This is a genomic window from Cupriavidus sp. 86D6 (assembly GCF_057815095.1).
The window spans coordinates 137,802-154,436 of sequence record NZ_JBYPSB010000011.1 but is presented as its reverse complement, the minus strand read 5'-3'; the positions used below and the strand labels follow the sequence as shown (position 1 = coordinate 154,436).

19 protein-coding genes are annotated in these 16,635 nt (G+C 62.0%); 1 reads left to right on the top strand and 18 read right to left on the bottom strand.

Annotated elements, in window-relative coordinates:
* Positions 1–7: 7 nt before the first annotated feature.
* The 10 genes from AC3G88_RS21845 to AC3G88_RS21800 all read right to left on the bottom strand — a co-directional run bounded on the left by AC3G88_RS21845 (position 8) and on the right by AC3G88_RS21800 (position 7,563).
* Positions 8–391, bottom strand: a complete 384-nt coding sequence (locus tag AC3G88_RS21845; protein WP_066732847.1) for a hypothetical protein — start codon at positions 389–391, stop codon at positions 8–10.
* A gap of 169 nt (positions 392–560) precedes the next feature.
* Positions 561–962, bottom strand: coding sequence for a hypothetical protein (locus AC3G88_RS21840; protein ID WP_488893951.1), 402 nt, complete (start codon positions 960–962; stop codon positions 561–563).
* 86 nt (positions 963–1,048) lie between these two features.
* Positions 1,049–1,522 (bottom strand): outer membrane lipoprotein, encoded by a 474-nt coding sequence (locus tag AC3G88_RS21835; RefSeq protein WP_488893950.1) that lies wholly within the window; start codon positions 1,520–1,522, stop codon positions 1,049–1,051.
* Between the two features lie 210 nt (positions 1,523–1,732).
* Positions 1,733–2,536: a PRTRC system ThiF family protein gene (locus AC3G88_RS21830; protein WP_488893949.1), complete on the bottom strand. Its 804-nt coding sequence runs from the start codon at positions 2,534–2,536 to the stop codon at positions 1,733–1,735.
* Positions 2,533–3,174: a PRTRC system protein A gene (locus AC3G88_RS21825; protein WP_488893948.1), complete on the bottom strand. Its 642-nt coding sequence runs from the start codon at positions 3,172–3,174 to the stop codon at positions 2,533–2,535. The genes AC3G88_RS21830 and AC3G88_RS21825 overlap by 4 nt, the downstream gene beginning before the upstream one ends.
* A gap of 2 nt (positions 3,175–3,176) precedes the next feature.
* Positions 3,177–3,896: a PRTRC system protein B gene (locus AC3G88_RS21820; RefSeq protein ID WP_488893947.1), complete on the bottom strand. Its 720-nt coding sequence runs from the start codon at positions 3,894–3,896 to the stop codon at positions 3,177–3,179.
* A gap of 11 nt (positions 3,897–3,907) precedes the next feature.
* A complete protein-coding gene (locus AC3G88_RS21815; protein ID WP_488893946.1) occupies positions 3,908–5,041 on the bottom strand; it encodes a PRTRC system protein F in 1,134 nt (377 codons plus the stop codon).
* A 90-nt stretch (positions 5,042–5,131) separates the two neighbouring features.
* A complete protein-coding gene (locus tag AC3G88_RS21810; RefSeq protein ID WP_008645396.1) occupies positions 5,132–5,356 on the bottom strand; it encodes a PRTRC system protein C in 225 nt (74 codons plus the stop codon).
* A gap of 12 nt (positions 5,357–5,368) precedes the next feature.
* On the bottom strand, positions 5,369–5,815 hold the full coding sequence (locus tag AC3G88_RS21805; protein ID WP_488893945.1) for a PRTRC system protein E: 447 nt from the start codon (positions 5,813–5,815) through the stop codon (positions 5,369–5,371).
* A gap of 74 nt (positions 5,816–5,889) precedes the next feature.
* Entirely contained in the window at positions 5,890–7,563 is a 1,674-nt protein-coding gene (locus AC3G88_RS21800) for a PRTRC system ParB family protein (RefSeq protein WP_488893944.1), read from the bottom strand.
* Positions 7,564–7,893: 330 nt separating this feature from the next.
* Between AC3G88_RS21800 and AC3G88_RS21795 the strand changes: the two genes are divergently transcribed.
* On the top strand, positions 7,894–8,343 hold the full coding sequence (locus AC3G88_RS21795; protein ID WP_488893943.1) for a hypothetical protein: 450 nt from the start codon (positions 7,894–7,896) through the stop codon (positions 8,341–8,343).
* Positions 8,344–8,428: 85 nt separating this feature from the next.
* Here AC3G88_RS21795 and AC3G88_RS21790 read toward each other — a convergent pair whose 3' ends face one another.
* The 8 genes from AC3G88_RS21790 to AC3G88_RS21755 all read right to left on the bottom strand — a co-directional run bounded on the left by AC3G88_RS21790 (position 8,429) and on the right by AC3G88_RS21755 (position 16,551).
* Positions 8,429–8,734, bottom strand: coding sequence for a putative periplasmic lipoprotein (locus AC3G88_RS21790; protein WP_488893942.1), 306 nt, complete (start codon positions 8,732–8,734; stop codon positions 8,429–8,431).
* 45 nt (positions 8,735–8,779) lie between these two features.
* On the bottom strand, positions 8,780–10,489 hold the full coding sequence (locus AC3G88_RS21785; protein ID WP_488893941.1) for a M30 family zinc metallopeptidase: 1,710 nt from the start codon (positions 10,487–10,489) through the stop codon (positions 8,780–8,782).
* A 282-nt stretch (positions 10,490–10,771) separates the two neighbouring features.
* Positions 10,772–11,029 carry a hypothetical protein gene (locus AC3G88_RS21780; protein WP_488893940.1) on the bottom strand — a complete coding sequence of 86 codons (258 nt, stop codon included), beginning with the start codon at positions 11,027–11,029 and terminating at the stop codon, positions 10,772–10,774.
* A complete protein-coding gene (locus tag AC3G88_RS21775) occupies positions 11,026–14,127 on the bottom strand; it encodes an SNF2-related protein (protein ID WP_488893939.1) in 3,102 nt (1,033 codons plus the stop codon). The genes AC3G88_RS21780 and AC3G88_RS21775 overlap by 4 nt, the downstream gene beginning before the upstream one ends.
* A gap of 62 nt (positions 14,128–14,189) precedes the next feature.
* The gene (locus tag AC3G88_RS21770) at positions 14,190–14,945 is read right to left on the bottom strand and encodes a hypothetical protein (RefSeq protein WP_488893938.1); all 756 of its coding nucleotides are present in this window, start codon (positions 14,943–14,945) and stop codon (positions 14,190–14,192) included.
* Positions 14,945–15,649 (bottom strand): hypothetical protein, encoded by a 705-nt coding sequence (locus AC3G88_RS21765; RefSeq protein WP_488893937.1) that lies wholly within the window; start codon positions 15,647–15,649, stop codon positions 14,945–14,947. The genes AC3G88_RS21770 and AC3G88_RS21765 overlap by 1 nt, the downstream gene beginning before the upstream one ends.
* A 174-nt stretch (positions 15,650–15,823) precedes the next feature.
* A complete protein-coding gene (locus AC3G88_RS21760) occupies positions 15,824–16,054 on the bottom strand; it encodes a hypothetical protein (RefSeq protein ID WP_488893936.1) in 231 nt (76 codons plus the stop codon).
* Positions 16,055–16,065: 11 nt separating this feature from the next.
* Positions 16,066–16,551: a hypothetical protein gene (locus tag AC3G88_RS21755; protein ID WP_488893935.1), complete on the bottom strand. Its 486-nt coding sequence runs from the start codon at positions 16,549–16,551 to the stop codon at positions 16,066–16,068.
* Positions 16,552–16,635 lie beyond the last annotated feature (84 nt).

Genomic DNA, 16,635 nt, shown 5'->3' with positions numbered 1-16,635 from the left:
GGGCCTCCTAGCTGCGACGTCCGGCCACCACGCGGAGCGTAGCAACCAGGTTGGCATAGCCTTGCTCGCTGGCCAGTGATTCGACGCTGACTGCATTGTCGCGGCCACCGGTGAGGTCATTGCGGCCGCGGCATGTCCGGTAGGACATGAGCACACCACCTTCTGCGCCAGCAGGATGCTGGATCTCGATCAGCAACGAGTCGGTGTGCAACGCGAACACGTCGACGTCGCGACGACGCTGGCGATGCTCGCGGATCGTGAAATCACGTGGGCGCAACGCCATGTCGCCGGCGACACGGCGCAAAACGCGGCAAGCGTCTCGACGAATCGCCTGGCATGCCGCAGTGTTGGTCGACGGATGTCGACGGGTAAAGGATTTGGGGATTTTCATGGATATCCTGGATAAGGACGGGACATCCTTCCCCAACGGGACGGTTGTCCCAGCTGGGTTGGTAGTCCGGCGATGCCGGACGGGGTCGATGCGTCAGTGACGCGGGTGAAAACGGCTTGCCGAAGCCCGGAGGCTTGGGCAAGCCCTCTCGGGCCAGCACGCGGCGATGTCAGGTGACATCGAGCATTTTGCTGATCGCGCGAACGAGATCCCAGCCATGCTGTTGGGACAACGTTTTGCCGACCAGGAGCTTCTGCAGGGCTGTCGTCCGGCTTGGCGCCTCACCGGCATAGCCGATGTGATCGACATAGACGATCCAGCCTTCAGAGAACCCTCGCTGCAGATAGACGGCGAGACGATCGCGTGGGCCGAGTTCGGGCCACGGTCGATCCGGTTTCGGGCCATACAGGGCTTCGTTGCCATCGCCCGGAAAGTTGGCTGCATCGATCCATTCCGGCTCCAGCTCCGTGCTACGGAGGCTGGCATAGATCTGTTGGACAACCTCGTCAACCGTTTTGCCTTCGGTGAGGACAGGAGAGAATTTGGAAGGTGCGTCTGCCAGGGGCGGCATAAATTGCTCCGATGGACGCAGGGAGCCCCGCACGGGGTCTCCGTGCGGGGAAGGTGAAGGAATCTGGGGCTCCGACTGGAACCCGATTAGCGCGTCAGACGGTAACCGCCACCAGACGCCACGAGATAGAGCTGCTGCCCCGTGACGAACTGCTGGTCGGCATCCTGCGTGACGGCGATCTGGCTGCCATTTTCCTTGCGGACAATGACCTCCAGGCCGTTGCGGCGGTTCATGTGGCTGGCCACAGCTTGCGCTGCGACGGCCGACACCGTACCGGACATCGCGCCGGCAATGTAACGCCCATTGCCGCCGCCAATGACACGGGCACCGAGCAGGCCACCCACGACCGCCCCAACGATACCGGGGACACCGCTATTGGCCGACGTGTAGCCATCGCTATCGACGATCGTGACCTGGCGGACACGGACGACAGTGACGACTTCGACGGCACCAGTGCGCAGAGCTTCCGAACTGCGATAGGCATTCGGAGACGTCTGCTGGACAGCGCAGCCAGTGAAGATGACCGAGCAAAGGAAAAGCGAAACGATGCGCTTGAACATGATGGCCTCGATGAAAATAGGGCCAACATGCCCACGGGCAGGAAGGCCCGTAGGTGGGAGAAGAAAAAAGCTGTCCGGCTATACAACCGGAAGTGTCGATGCGTCTGAGACGCGGTAGGTGCGGAAATATTAACAGCGACTTTGCACGGCAGCAACAGTCAAACGGACCGCACAAATGAAAAAAGCCACTCCCTTTTGGGGAGCGGCTGTTCAAACGGATTGTCGCGGTTTGCGTTTGGCACGGGCTTTGGTCGCGCTCAGCTTATAGCCGAAGCGCTCCCAGGCAACCGGATCCAGCGGCAGCGGGCTGGTGCGCCCTGTGGCCAGACTTACGAATGCGCCGCAGTACTGCAGCGTCCCGGTGCGGAACAACGTCCACAGCAGGTTGTACGCCTGTACCGCAATCACCGGATTAATCACAAGCGATTGCTTCTGCAGCGCCTCGGCCATCGAGCAGGACGGCGCGGCGTCCGCCTTGTCCCCTTTCGGGTCCAGCAGCTCCGGATACAGGTCTCCCACATGGGGAAGCCGTTCCGCGGCTGGGCCGCCGACCTGGCCGAGGATCACCTGCCCACTGTCCGACTCGTTACCGCAGTCGAGATAGTAGCCACCCTCGCCACGTTGCATCGCGTCGAGGATCGCCTTGCGGGCGCTCCGCGTGTCGACACAACCGATCACCAGGTCGCAGTCAAAGCGGTCGTCATTCCCAATCCGACGTATCTCGGCGTCCCACCGCGTACCCATCAGGTTGTTCAGGCGATTCACAATGAGCGTCGCTTTGGGCTGGCCCACATCAACCGGGTAGAACCCCTGGCGGCCGACATTGGTCTCGCTGACGGTGTCGTCATCGTAGACCGTGCAGTCGATACCGCCCGGGTGTCCTAGCTCCAGCATGGCATGATGAAGCCGCGCGAGGTTAGGTAGCAAGGCGCTGCCGGTGCCGCCAGCGCCCACAACGGCTACTTGCCATGCACGGGTGGTCATCTCAGCGGGGATGCGATGGACGAAGGTCATGCCAGCACCTCCTCTCGCACCGCGTCATGCCATTCGCTTGGAACCCTCTCTACGTTCTCGAAGATTCCCTTGGCGCAGAGACGCAACGCGAGCGATGGCACAGCGGCATCGCAATTGCCCATCACGAACGCGAACTTCACGTCGTGCTGGTCATCGGCATTGTCCGTTGGCGAAAACCCCGCGGCATGGCGACCATGCGAATGGCAGTCCACCACCAGGACCTCGCCAGTTTCAAGCGACGGACGGTCGTAATTCAGGTGACCGCTGCTGTGGTCCAGGATTCGCACGGGGACCAGTCGGAATGCCCCTGTTGCGGCATTCCAGACGATCCAGGCGCCCGTTTCCTTGGGATGCTCAGCGCGTGCCATCGCGGCGAATTCGCCGATCAGGTCATCTGGAACTCGCCCGCAGCGTAGTTCGGTGGCTTCCACCACCTCGCCATAGGGGATTGCCGTGCGGAACTGGAAGGCACCGAGACGACGAACGACGCGCAGCCAGGGCCGCACGATTTCGAGGAAGACACCGTTGGCAGCAATGAGCAGACGCTCGCCGGGGTGTTCCATGGTGGCCAGCGCACCGAAGCGCGGGACCATCACGGACGGAAAAGACTGCTGCAGAGCAGCGTCAGCAGGATGCATGGTTACAACTCCTTTCTGCCGGCGATCAGATCGGCCAGCGTGAATTTCATGGGAACGAGGACTTGCTTGGGAAAGTCGGGAAACTGACCGTCCAGCATGTCCTTCCAGAAGGCATAGGCGCCGCGCTTGTACTTGACGCGCTTACCGCCGTGATTGGGATGGGTGAACGCTGAGTTGAAGAACCCGTCTTCCCATCCGGTAATCGAGGCCACGTCGATCTGCTTTGGCACATGTGCCGAGCCAATGCAGATCTTCCCGTGGTCCCACGTGTTGAAGTAAGGCGGCTCGAACAGCGCGCTTTCCGGTACCGGGCGCTCCTCCCCTTTCAGGGCGAAAACCTTGAAGCCGGATTGCGACGCCTGGAAGACCAACGCCGGGTGCGAAACGATGGCGCTACGCTCGCCCAACTCCTTGCATTTGAAAAACACGCGACGTCGGGTGGCTGGACACCACCACGTCACGGCACTCGGACTGATCGACAGCACGTTGGGTGTCAGGAACTCGCCCTTGGGAAGGGCATGCTCTGCTACCTCGCGAACTGCGTGGATCAGGGCCATGCGGTTCAGTGGCACGCCAGCGCCAATCACCGGACGCCCGGAGGCTTCCGCTTCGATGCGATGGGCCGTTGCATACGAAAACTGTCCCGGTCCCGTCCCATAAAGCAAAATGGCCCCCTGCAGGGCCACCTCATGCGACCGCGAAGCGGTCAGGATTGCGGCCATACGGCCTCCTTTCAAATGAAATGTTCAAGAACCCGATCCAGTAGCGCGATCAGCTTGAGGGTCTCGTGCAGAGCGCTGTACTGGGCTCGGATGGACTTGGGCTTGTCAGCGAACGGAATGAAGCATTGAAAATACGTGGCATAGCCGCCGTTGTTAGCGCACTCGAAGTGGTCGTCGAGCACTTCGCCAACGTAGTCGCTGTGCTGGTAGGCAATCGTCGCAGCGGAGTACGCCGGTTCTGCCCACTGTGCATTACGCATGAGGGATGCATCTCCCATCCGTTCCAACGCCAGATCCAGGTCCGCCAGTGCGCTACAGAATCCGCCGCGCCAGTCATCCTGGCCCTGGCGCGCGAGCTGTCGAAGCTTCCTGCGGCTCAGTAGCGTGAATGGCCAGTCAGGTCGCGCCCACTGCCACTTTGGAAGTACTTCATCAGGCGCGATCGCGGCCCGCACCACGGAAGGCAGATACCGATCAATGTCCGGATCGTCGCCGCCAAACCGTTCCTTGAGGTGCTCCCGCGCCTCTTCGTCATCGGTTAGCGTCTCGTAGTCCCAATGCCATCGACCAAACATATCCAGCAAATCATCGGGTGTGCGAACGTGCAGCGATTTGCAAGCGGCCGCCCGGATCAGATGGAACGTCATGTGCACCAGCGACGGATCGAGTTGACGCAACGCGTCGGCACGCTCTGCGGTGAGCGTATAGACGGTCTCCTCTTCCAGCCGGATCCCGAGATACAGCGACGAGCGGTCTTGCATGTCGAAGCCGAATTCGGATATCTCAACGTCGACAGCAGCCTGATCCACCAGGGCGAAGTCGAAACTGAGCACCTTCGTCGTGGGAACGCGCGTTGAAAGCCATCCATAGAACGCCTGAGAGAAGGCGTCGCCAGCACCAGACGCGTTCGAGACGTGGCTGGCCTTAAGCACGCCGGCTTTGAACTGCTCGACGACGAGGTCCTTGACGTCCACTTCATCGCCGAAGGTCAGAAGCGCACGGCTGGGGGTTGCCTCCGGGATGGCCGGGAGCGTCAGAAAATCATGGGGAGGTCGACGTTTGGCAACGGGATGCTGTCGCGCAGGCGTCCATGCGGGTTGTCCTGCATCGACCGCTGTAACAAACGACCGAGGGTCGAACAGCATTGTTGAGTCTCCTCAGAATGCAAAACAACCGCCCTCTCGGGCGGCTTCGTAGTGGACGAGAACTGGCCGGAGGCCAGTGCTTTCATCAGGTCAGACTTGCGCATATGCGCCCTTGGCGCCAGCGGCGCGGACGAACGTGTAGCGAGCGATGCCGCCCTTCACTTCCGGGCCGTCCACCGCGGCGGTGGTCAGCTCCGGGTACTGGGCAGAATAGACATCGCGCACCTGGTCGGGCGAGAACTGCGGGCCCACATCAGGTAACGTCATGCCGTTGTAGGAAAACTCACGGGTGAGCTGCGTAACTTCGAGTGCCATGGCAGTTCTCCTTTACAGCAGCGAAGCAAGGTCGGTACCGGTGGAAGCCGGTGCGCTCGAGCCAGCATTAGCCGTCGTCTGCGCTCCGCCACCGCTTTCTGCTTCGTCATCGTCACCGGCATCGCTGGTGGCGTCGGACGTCGAGGGCGACGCGGCCTTGGCCAGTGCCTTCGTCGCCTTTGACGATTGCGTGGACTTGGCGGCATCGAGAATCGACTTCGTTGCCTCGGCCTGCTCGGCAAGCGAGCGATGAGCTTCGGTTACGCTGGTGACGGCCGCCGCAAACTCGGCATCCAGTTCCGCCGGCGTAGCCGACAGGATCAGAGGCCGGGTCAGTGCGGGGTCAGCAGCGTCTTTGATGACGGGCATCACAACAACGGACATCGTGTCGCCTTGCATCGTCAGCGTGAGCACGACCTTGTCGCTCGCGCGAACGAGCGGGATCAATTGGGTGAACATGGTGAATCCTTTTGGGGGAATGAAATGACAGAGGGCGCCGACTGGCGCCCTCTGCAGATGGATAGGTGAGCGGATCAGTAGCCCAGAACCTTGGGCACCTTGCCGGTGTAGTCGAAGCCGTCAACCGCCAGCAGGCCGGCGATGACTTCGGGCTTCGATTTGTTGAACAGCTTGGCGAACCCATCGCCCAGCACCTTGCGGATACCCAACTCGTCGGCGAGAACCTTCATTTCCGACTTGGTGAGCATTTCCAGAAAATCCTGCGCTTGCTGGAGATTCCAGTGGTTGCGCAGATCCAGCTTGTGATATCGGCACAGTTCGCGGAGATTGCCCACCTCCACGCCATCGATGGCTGCCACGGTCAGGCCGATCGTCAGCTGCTGTCGCTTCTGTTCATCCAACGCGTGGATGGCCGTCAGGCAACCCTGCAGCGAGGACGACGACTTCTGCTCGGTCAGCTTCTCGAAGAACTTGCCCATCACGTCGCCGGCGATGTTGCGCGCCAGCCCGTTCAGGGCAACCGCCAGGAGATACGAGTTCGCCTGGTCGGCGTTCTGCGCGACTTCCTTGCGGAGGGCCTTGCGCCAGAGGGCGGTACGGTAAGCCTTCACCTTTTCACCCTCGCTGATCGACGTCACGGGCTTGTCGGCCGCGGTAGAGGACTGGTCGCCCTTCTTCGCAGGGGCCGCCTTGCCACCTGCGGCCGGCTTGGCTGCAGGCGCCTTGGTGGCATCCTTTTCGGCCTTGATACGCGCAGCAACCTTTTGCTGGTTGCAGACGGTATCGAAGCACTGGCCGCTGTAGACCTTACCCATGGAATCGGGCAGGCCACTGACAGCCGCGCCGAAGTTCTGGCAAGCGTGGCAGGCTTTCGCCTGTTCATCGCCGACGCCAGTCGGGCCCTCGACCTTCAACTGGATCCGGGTATGGTTGTCACCGGGGCGGATGATGCGCACGATGGGATACTCGTCCTTCAGCCCATAGGCAATGCCTTCGAGCTTTTTGCCGAGTTTCCCGTCGTAGCATGCACGGTTCGTGCAATTGCCGGTGGCAATGGCTTCGCCGAACATCTCGGTTTGCAACGATGAATTGTGCGGGCATGCCGCGCACTCCGTCTTGTCGAAGATGGCCGCTTCAAGGCTGCACGCGGCGGCCTCGATGGTCTTCTTCAGTTCCGCAACCGGCTTTTTCTCGCTCACGATGACCGGCAGAAGCTTGTCCTGCTTGTCTTTGGCGAGCGTGGCCAGGAGTTCGGCGTGACCGAGCTGGATGGTACGCGTGTTGAGCGCCTCCAGAACGGATTCGCTGCAGTTCATCAGCGCCAGGCGCTTGTCGAGCGTGGAGCGCGACCAGCCAAGCTGGCGGGCTGCTTCGTCGCGGTCGCCTTTCAGTTGACCGACAATTTCAGCTGCCGATGCCGCCTCCTCCGACGGCGCCATGTCGGCGCGCTGCACGTTTTCAATGAGTGCGTAGCGACGCGCTTCGGCGTCCGTTAGGACCTTGATATTGACAGGCATGTCGTACCCGTCGCCGTGGGCGGCCAGAGCAGCGCGGTAGCGGCGTTCGCCGGCTACGACTTCGTACTCATGGCCGTGCTCTTCGTCCTCGATGGGACGAATGAGGATTGGCTGGATGACACCATCCACGCGAATGGACTCGGTCAGTTCAGCCATTTCCGCAGCGTCGAAGTACTTGCGCGGGTTGCAGCCAGGACGGATCTTGCCGATAACGACAGTGGGGTTTTGCATTGTGGGTTCTCGCGGAAATGGGGAACCCGTTGCCGCACCGGGAACGTGGTTCCCGATGGGATGGAAGGATGGACCACCAGCGAAGCTGGCCGGCCACCGTACTGCAGAAGCTGGCACCAGGAGGTGCGGGGTCGATGCGTCTAGGACGCGGTAGGTTTGCAAAGAATACCGAAAAACCGCGATTCAGACAACACTACTCCGGCCCGATCTTCCCGGTCCTCGTTTGTGGCCATGCCACGAACACGGATCTGCATTCCCGGCAGGGCATCAATCGGAGACGCCAATTGCCGTAATACAATGAGTCCGTCCCTTAACGCACTCTAAAGCGACATGCCTTCCAACATCAAGAAACAGGCTACCCTCCTCTTCACCGCCATTGCCATGGTCGGACTTGCAGCATGCGGAGATGGCAAGCCGTCTGAATCCGACGCCAAGAAAGCCGTAGCAGCCAAGTTCGAGGGGTGCAAGTACATCAGCCTGACGGATTTCAAGCGACTCGGCGAGCCAGCGCAAGGGAACAAGGAAAATCTCTACTATGTTCAGACGACCTACGAACTGACTCTGAAGCTGGACAAGGAGCAAGTCGATCGCCTAAAGGCCGATCAAATGGGCGTACGGACCGAAATCCAACGTGCGTGCCCACAGGTGGCGGACGACAAGATCTACACCTTGATCACGAGGGGCGGCGACGGAAGCGGCAAGATTTCGTTCACCTTTGACCACCAAAACATGTGGCTCGTAAAGAACGATGCAGGGTGGCAACTTAGGGATGGCCTCTGAGACTAAATTCCAGCTGCGACAAACGCGCCTTGACGCCCGTCTGCGGACCGCTTCGGGGCGCGCGGGAACTGCGAGAGAATCGTAACTATCGCAATTGCTCGGTGTGCACTTCCTTTACGCGCAATGAGGGGAGCCACACTCCCGGACCGGGCGCGCGGACCACAGTGCCCTGCACCTTCACCTGGTGACCGGTCAGCGAACGGGCTTGGTCCAACGGCACACCGACCAGCTCCCAGTTCGCGTGAGCCTCAGTCTCCAGCATCACAATAGGGAACGGCTCGTTACCCTTAATGTGAATCTCGCCCACCAGCTCTTGCTTTTGCTCGGTCGCCGCTGTCGCACAAGCTGCGAGACCAAGGGCCATCAGTGCCGAAATCAGGATCTTTCGCATCAGATTCGAAGAGAAATGGGGCGGCCATGTGCCGCCCCTTGGCCATTATTGAATCACGACCGACAGCGTCGAGTTAGCCGGCACCTTGACCGTCTCGCTATACGTGCCATTCACCGCCTTGCGGACCACCGGAAGGCTGGCGTAGGGCTGGAGCGTCGCCGGCACAGATTGCGTCAGCGTGCGGCTGGCCACCAGCGCCTGCGGATCGATTACCGGCAGCGTGAAGCCACCTTCCGCGCGGGCCGGGAAGCCAAAGCTAGTCGGGCTTGGCGCCTTCATCAGCGCACCGGACGTCGCAGCAAAGCGGCGAAGCTGCTCACCCAGGCTGGACGTCGGCACGGTCGCCTTGATCGACGAGTCCAGTACAGCCACCGAGTCTGTACTGCTCACATTGTTCAGCAGGTGCTTGTAGAAGCCAAGACCAAGCTGTCGGTCCAGGAAGCCACCGAGCGAGCCGGACACCGAATAGCTGTCGCAGGCAGCGCCGAACGGATCCCACGTCAGCAGGCTGCAGTTGTACGAGCCGACCTTGTAGTTGATGTAGTTGGGGAAGCGCACGTCGCGGATCGCGTTATAGGTCGGGTCGATCGACTGGCTCGCGAAGTCCTCCATCATCATCGCCGAGGCCTCTTCCAGCCACGTGCTGAAGGCATAGGCCGGGCCCTTCACCACGCCACGGCGGTAAAAGTTCTGCATGTGCATGCCTTCGTGCGCCATGGTCAGCAGCATCGCCTTCATCCCGTCAGGGCCGCCCAGGTAAAGCGTCTCCGAGTCCAGATACAAGGACACCGATTGGTTACTCAGCGGTTCGGCAGCCGCCGTCAGCGCATTGCGACCGTAGAAATATCCAACCATGCCGAACGGCTGGGTATTGTGGTCGAAGTTGAGGATCACAATGTCGATCGGCTGAGCGACTGCCCCGCTGATGAGATCACTGTACACATGCGGCCCCCAGACCGGGCCGCCGGTCTGCTTCAACATGTCATAGATCTTGCCGCTCGGCACAAATCCCGCGTACAGCGCATTGACGATGGCCGTGCTGACCTTGCTCGGGCTTGTCTCGGTGCTCTCGACCCAGAAGTTCACGGTCGTGCCATCCGACGCAGCATCGGTGCGGATCAGCGTCACGGTGCGCTGCGTGTTGTCCTCGTGATAGAAGGTGCGGGTGTCACCTGGCGTGTACGCGGCAGCGCGCAGCGGCGTGGCGCCAAACGAGGAGCTGCTTGGAGCGGTGCCGCGGGCTCCAGCTTTCGCCGCCCATCCATCCCGGTTGAAGTCGGAGATACGACGCTTGACCTCGTTTGTACCGTCATCCCACTGGATGGCGCTCGCGGCCACCGTGGGCAGGTACGAGGAAGTCAGCGGGATCGTCGGCATGGTCTGGGCGGTGCCCGACTGGTTCGTGAACACCAGCGTCACATCCTGGCCCTTGAGCCCATCGATGCTGATTGGCATGTCGACCGCGCCAGCCGTGGCATTGATGTTCTGCCACACGCCGACGCCGGTGCCCGCATAGGTGTTCGCATCCACGGCGGCACAGTTCGAACAGGCCGGCGCTACGACGCTCGTCGGCTTGGCTACAGGATCGGCAGGCGTCTGGTTACCCGGGCCGGTTGGCGCCGTGGTGGCCGTCGTGGTGGATTGCGTGGCGGGCTCAGCGCCATCACCGCCGCCGCCGCATGCCGCCAGTACGGCGGACGTCAGCAGTGCCATTGCGAGAGACCCTGGGAACGACAAAGTGCGCTGGTTGCGCATGAGTGTTTTTCCTTGTTTCGTTGGCCGCGACGCTTCATTTCGCGGCATCTGAATATCGGCGGAATTGCCGAGTCCAACACCCCGCTCACGGGGGATAACCCTTAGTCACCGAACCGCCGGAGCCGGGGGCGTCGATGAAAAGCCCGCCCTACGGCTTCACAAAAAAAAAACGCCCTCACGAGGAGGGCGGGGAGGAACGGGTCCATCTTGAGAGAGCTTCCGTAGCGGGGCGCTACGGAAACCATCTTATGGTGGTTTATGGGTGGTGAATCCCCCGAAAGCTCAGCTATTTTGGGTGTCTTTCTCCGGCAACGGGCCGATAGGTCTGGCCAGCATGGTGGTTATCGCCCCGCTGACCTGCCAGCCGCCCATCTCCGTCTCGAAGACACCGTGGACGAGGCGATCAAGACAAATCATCTCGACGCCATCGGCGGCTTCCAAGGTGCCGAGGATCTTGGCGACGGTCGTTCTGCGCGTGCCGCGCCGTTTGACCGTTGCCACACCCTCGCCCAGAGCGATGCTGCATTCATTCGCCTTCATGCTGCCTCCTTGAGCAGTTGACGTTGGTCGCGGTTCTTGCGGCCGTGAAGCGCCGCCAGATCCTCAACAAAGGCATCGAGAAGCGTATCCATGTGCAGGAACGCCTCGTCTTCCAATTCCGGTGTCGCCCAATCCAACCCGGCTTCCATGGCGTCACGCTTGTGCGCCACCATCTGGTCCTGGTAGACATCGATGCTTCCCGGCAGGTGGAAATAGATCACCTTCAGCTGCCCTTTCCGGTTCCATCGCAGAGCACGTCGCATCGCCTGATACTCGATGCGCCACGTCCACGAGCGGTCGTAGAACAGCACGTAGTCGGCGTTGGGGAGGTTGTACCCTGCCCTGCCTGAGCCCTTCGTGCACAGCAGCCCCGTGGCCGTACCATTCACGAACCGCTTGTCCTTGTCGGCCACGCGCTTCGTAATCGGAATGCCCCCATGGAACGGCACCGTATCGACGCCACGGGCCTTCAATTGCCCGGCGATCAAATCGATCACGCCTGGATTCTCGGCAAACAGGATGGCCTGCTTCCCTTCCGCGGCGATCGCTTCCAACCGGTCAATCGCGGCCCGCTGCTTGCTGGTCAATTGCCCCAGCACCCCGACGCCGTCTACCCCATGCTGCGGGTAGTTGGCCGCGAAGTGCACGGCGCGAATCCGCGCCAGAACCGCGATCAGGTTGTTCGAGCGTCCGTCTGTACGACGGATATCCCGATACCAGTCCGCGAACTCGTCGGCTGTGCGCAAATACAGGGATAGGTGCGCCGGGTCCCAGTCCGTCTCAACCACCTCGACTGCCGGCGGATCAATCTGGATGTACCTGGCCACGTCGGGCTCGCAAACCAGGCGGCGCTTGACGTGGGGTGCCAGCATCTGGCGATATAGGGGCAGGTTCCCGATCTTGGGCACCTCCCGTTTCGCGCCGTCTTGCAAGCTTTCCGCAAACTCCCAGGTCACCCATTCCAGAACGACGAAGTCATCCCGGAAGCGGTCCACGCCACGTTGAGCATGTTGCGCGGTGGCCAGCCACTGGCGGTCCAGGTACCCACGGCGGTACCCGTAGGGCTGGGCCGCCGTGCCATCGCCGCCGGTGAACGCAATTAAGCCGAACACGTCACGCGGGTAGTTGGCTATCGGACTGCCGGTCAGGATGTAGCGACGCCGTGCCGAAAGCTGCCAGAGCGCGCGGCTCTGGTCGCTGTTCGGGTTGGACAACCGCTCCCCTTCGTCGGCGACCAAAAGTCCGATACGGCGTCGCAACCGATGGGCGTAGGTCACGCGCTTGGAGGCATTGCGGCAAACCGGCATGCGAAGGCGCTCGTAGGCAATGAGATTGATCTGCCCCAATTCCCCCAGGCTTTCCGGCGAGTCGATGACCTTGACGGCATCGGCCGGCAGGATCTGGGCCAGCTCCGCGCGCATTTCCGGCACCAACCGCGCCTCGACAACGATCAGCCCATGCTTGACCCCGGACAACAGGATCAAGGCCGCGGCGAGCCGCGACTTGCCGCACCCCTGTTCCCAGGCGGCTACGGCGCCGCACGGCTTTTGCAGCAACTCCACCAGATCATCCTGCTGGAATTCCCAGTTCAGCCAACGGTCAATACCGAGCGCCTGCATGCGCCGTCGCAGTGCGAGTGCCTGGCCTGGCCACCGGACCGCGAGGCCTTCGTGCACGGTTTCCCATGTCTGGGCCGATCGGCTCACCGCAAACCTGCTCATGAGCTCGTCGAGCGTCAACACGAACTCGGCGCCGCCAGCCTGAAACGCATAACGGCCGTCGGGCTGGCGGGCGAATGCTACCGTCTCGCCAGCCTTGATCACCGAGCTGCCCCATTTCAACGGATCCACAACGTGGCTTTTGAGCGCTACGCCGGAGATCGCGTCCGCCGCATTGACACCAGTCGTCCAGACTGTGTGCCGCAGGGGCATGGCCTGGCGCGCGCTGCGCCGGATCCGTTTCCCGAAATGCTCCAGGAACCCCGGCGCCAGTTGCGGCACGCCGCCGGCATCGCGAATCAGCCGAAGCAGGCTATCCAGCGCCGCCATCGGGTCATCCTGCACCATATAGGCTTCGAGATCGAGGCGTCCACTGCCGGCGTAGCGCATGCCGTTGGGCAACCGCTGGCCGTCCATCGGCACGATTCGACTGTCGAGCGCCCGGTTGAGCACCATCGCCTCGACGAAACCACACTCGAACCCGAGGACAATTCGCCGCCCGTCATGGGCAATGCGTACCCGTTTCTGCGAGGTCACTGGCCGCGTGATCGCCGGTCCGGCGTCGTCCAAAACCTGATGGTTCAGGCGCGGCTCATGGAAGTAGCGATCGTCTACGTTCAGATCCAGCGTCGGCAGCGGGACGGAGAAGTCGCCATGTGATTGGCGTACGACCCTGCCCATGCGGTAGCGACCGAATACGGCAATGGACGTGTGAACCGTGGCGCCCTCCTCCCGGAAAGCGGACACCGGCAGATCGAAGATACCGACCACGCGGCGCGCCGCCGTGCTATGCGCATCCCGGTGGTCCAGGACGTCGACAAACCGGTCGACGAAGGACGTGGGCAGCAGCGCCACCACGACTTGTGCCGCCTCAAGCGCCTGGGCCAGCGCGTACTCATGGCTGAGAGCACTGGTGTTGGGCCCGAACCTGCCCCACGTGGCGCAACCGAACGCCTGCAGGTGAGGCGATTCGAGGTGAATCGAGAACGGCGGATTGATGATCGCCACGTCAAAATGCCGTGGGTGGATCTCCTCCATCCCAGCCTGGCGGAAGCTGCCCTCGAAGCCAGCGGCCTCCACGGCTTGCTGAACGGCTGCGATCGCCGGTTCATGCACGTCGACGCCATAGATGGCGTGTAGCGCAGAATCGGCAAACTGCAGGAGCCGCGCCGACCCAACGGAATTGTCCAGCACCGCGACCTTACGGCCGGGTCGCCAGCCCTCCACGACGCCCCACATCAGCCGGGCAATCGCATCGGGCGTGAAGAACTGGGAGAGATGCCGTTGACGCGCGGCGTGCAATTCACCCATGTGGGCGATCTTGTCCGCCTGCGAACCGAGGCTGACGATGGCCCGCAAGGGCTCGTACCAATGAGTCATATAGGATTCCAGAAAAGAAAAAGCCCCGTCGATGACGGGGCAAGGAGAAGAGACCAGCGTGCTTAAGCGGCGACTGGCTCGGATAGATGCTGGGCCACGAACGCCAGGAGGCGCTCACCAAGACCCGCGGAGAAGCGCAATTCCCAGTACTCGTTGTATTGCAGGACATCCAGCCCGGGGAAGGTCCGCCGTTGCTGGGGGCCGAACGCTTCACCGTGGTCGAATTGCCGCAGGCATCCGGCCAGCGCAGGCTCACCCGCGTCTTGCGCAAACGCCGCGAGCGCGAGCAATGCTGCGCGGACTTCGGCGTGCGCCTCCACCGCTATACGCCGCATCGGACGCACCGCAGTCGCCACCGAAGGCGCCTTGAGCCGCAAGCGCGTGACCTTGGTAAAGCGCCGGACCGCATTGGGCAAATCCAGTTGCAGCGAGGCGGCGAGCGTCTCGGCCATCTGACGGCATGCCAGGGCCCGCCAGCAGTGTTCGTACCGCTCAGCGAGCAGCCGCCAGTACCTGTCCAGATCCGGCGTTTCTCCGGCACGGATCGCTTCCCAGATGTTCGGGTAGCCGTTGACCGGGATGCGGGTCTCGTCGATGCTGACCGGCGCCCCGGCGATGCCAAACTCGTTGCTCGCCCGATCGATCAGGCTTGCCACCAGGCGGCGTAGGAAACGACGAAACTCGCCGGGATGGTCAACATGCAACGGCACGACCACGGCCACGGCGCCCGCCTGCGCAGCCAGCGCGCTAACCCGTGCAAACGCGTCAGCGGAGGCCACCTGCGCTGCACGGAACGCCTCTACAAGCGCGTTGTACATCAGTGCCGCTCCTGCATGGCTTCCTGGCCGTACTCGCCAATGAACAGCATCAGCGCCTCCGCCAGCTCGTTGCAGAACTTGAACTCCCACTTGTCGTTGAACAAGGTGATGTCCAGGCCCGGCATGGCGATCTTCTCGCGCGAGACGTACTCCAGCTCGTACAGGTTGATGCCCGTTAGCTGCTTCGCGAGCAGCGCATTACCCGCTTTGCCCGCGAAAGTGGCGAGACCCATCAGGCAATCTGCCGTTGGCTGGGTGCTGTGATATCCGACCCTGCGTCGGCTCGACCTGTAGGACGTCTCGGTATAGACCGGCTTCTTGAGCACCACGCCGGCCGCCGTGCGCTTTACCTCGGCGTTACGATGCAGGCCAAAGTTGCGCACGATTCGCGACGCGGCCTGACGGTAGGCCGTTGCCGCCCCGCCATCACCTTTGTAGAAGGCAATGAGCGACGCCCAGAGCCTGTCGAGGTCGGGGATTTCCCCCTTCTTCAGGGCTTCGTGGATATCCAGGCCGGCACGCTCGTACTCGGCGCTATTGTCGATATCGAGCCGGGCGCCCAAGGGAGCAAACTCCCTGCGGGCCCGACTGACGATGTTACCGGCCAAAGATTGGCAGAACTTCTCGAGTTCGTTCTCTTGCCGGTACGCCGAACGCACGCCTACGGCGAAAAACGGTTCGTCGGTGCCGGTGCCGGCGAGCATGTCGCGCTCAAAGTTTTAGCGGCGTCCTGATAGGCCTGACGTGCCGCTTGCTGTGCGGCAATGAACTTTTCGATGATTTGGTTGTACATGACGGTCTCGGTAATAGGGAGACCGCCCCGTCGGGAAGGTCTCCCGAGGGAATGGAATGGAACTGCCGGAACTACGCCGCGCCGGCTACACGGCCAAGTCCAGCCAGTGTTGCGCAGACTGCCGGCTCACATCGGCCGCCGCTTCCTGGCGGACAGTTGCCTCGCCGCCATCCGGGAGCGTCTTGAGATCGGTCTCGTCGACGCCTTCGATGTCGTGGTCAACGATCACGACGTTCACATGGCCGTCGGTCTCGACATACGGAACCGTGCCACCGGAGAGGTGTACGATGACCGTGCACTTCTGAATCGGGTTCATGGCGCGCGCTCCTAGTGGATCGAGATTGCGCGGCCTGCCGGCATGGGCATAAAGCCCATGGCCCACCACATCGCAGCGGGATGGTCCGGAAATTCCGGAATCTCGTTGCGTTGGAAGATATCCGGCACCAGCGAAATCGCCGATGGGCGAGCCTGAACGGTCTCCCACCAGTGTCGCTGCAGTCGCAGCCAGGTCAGTTCTGCACGAGCGATGTGATCCCATTCGCAGGGCAGCTTCGACTCGTCGAACAGGTCTGCGCCTTTCGCGGTCATGATGGCCACCACCTCGTGGTAGCGGCCAAGCTCATGCGCAAAGCCGCGGCGCTCGAATCGTAGGATTGCGGGCTCGGGATAGCCGAAAATGCGCTGCAGCTGTCGAATGTAGACCGCGCACTCGCGGCGCGATCGCTCGCTGTAATCGTCGTGGCCGACTTGCGCGCAGGATTCCTCAGCGGGAACTGGCCCGACTTCGATGTCGATTGTCTTGGGATGGAACATAGCGTTTCCTTAATGGATACGGGAAACGCCCCACCGGGACGCTTCCCGGATGGGTATGGAGGGGCCGCGGCAGCCCGTGAAGGC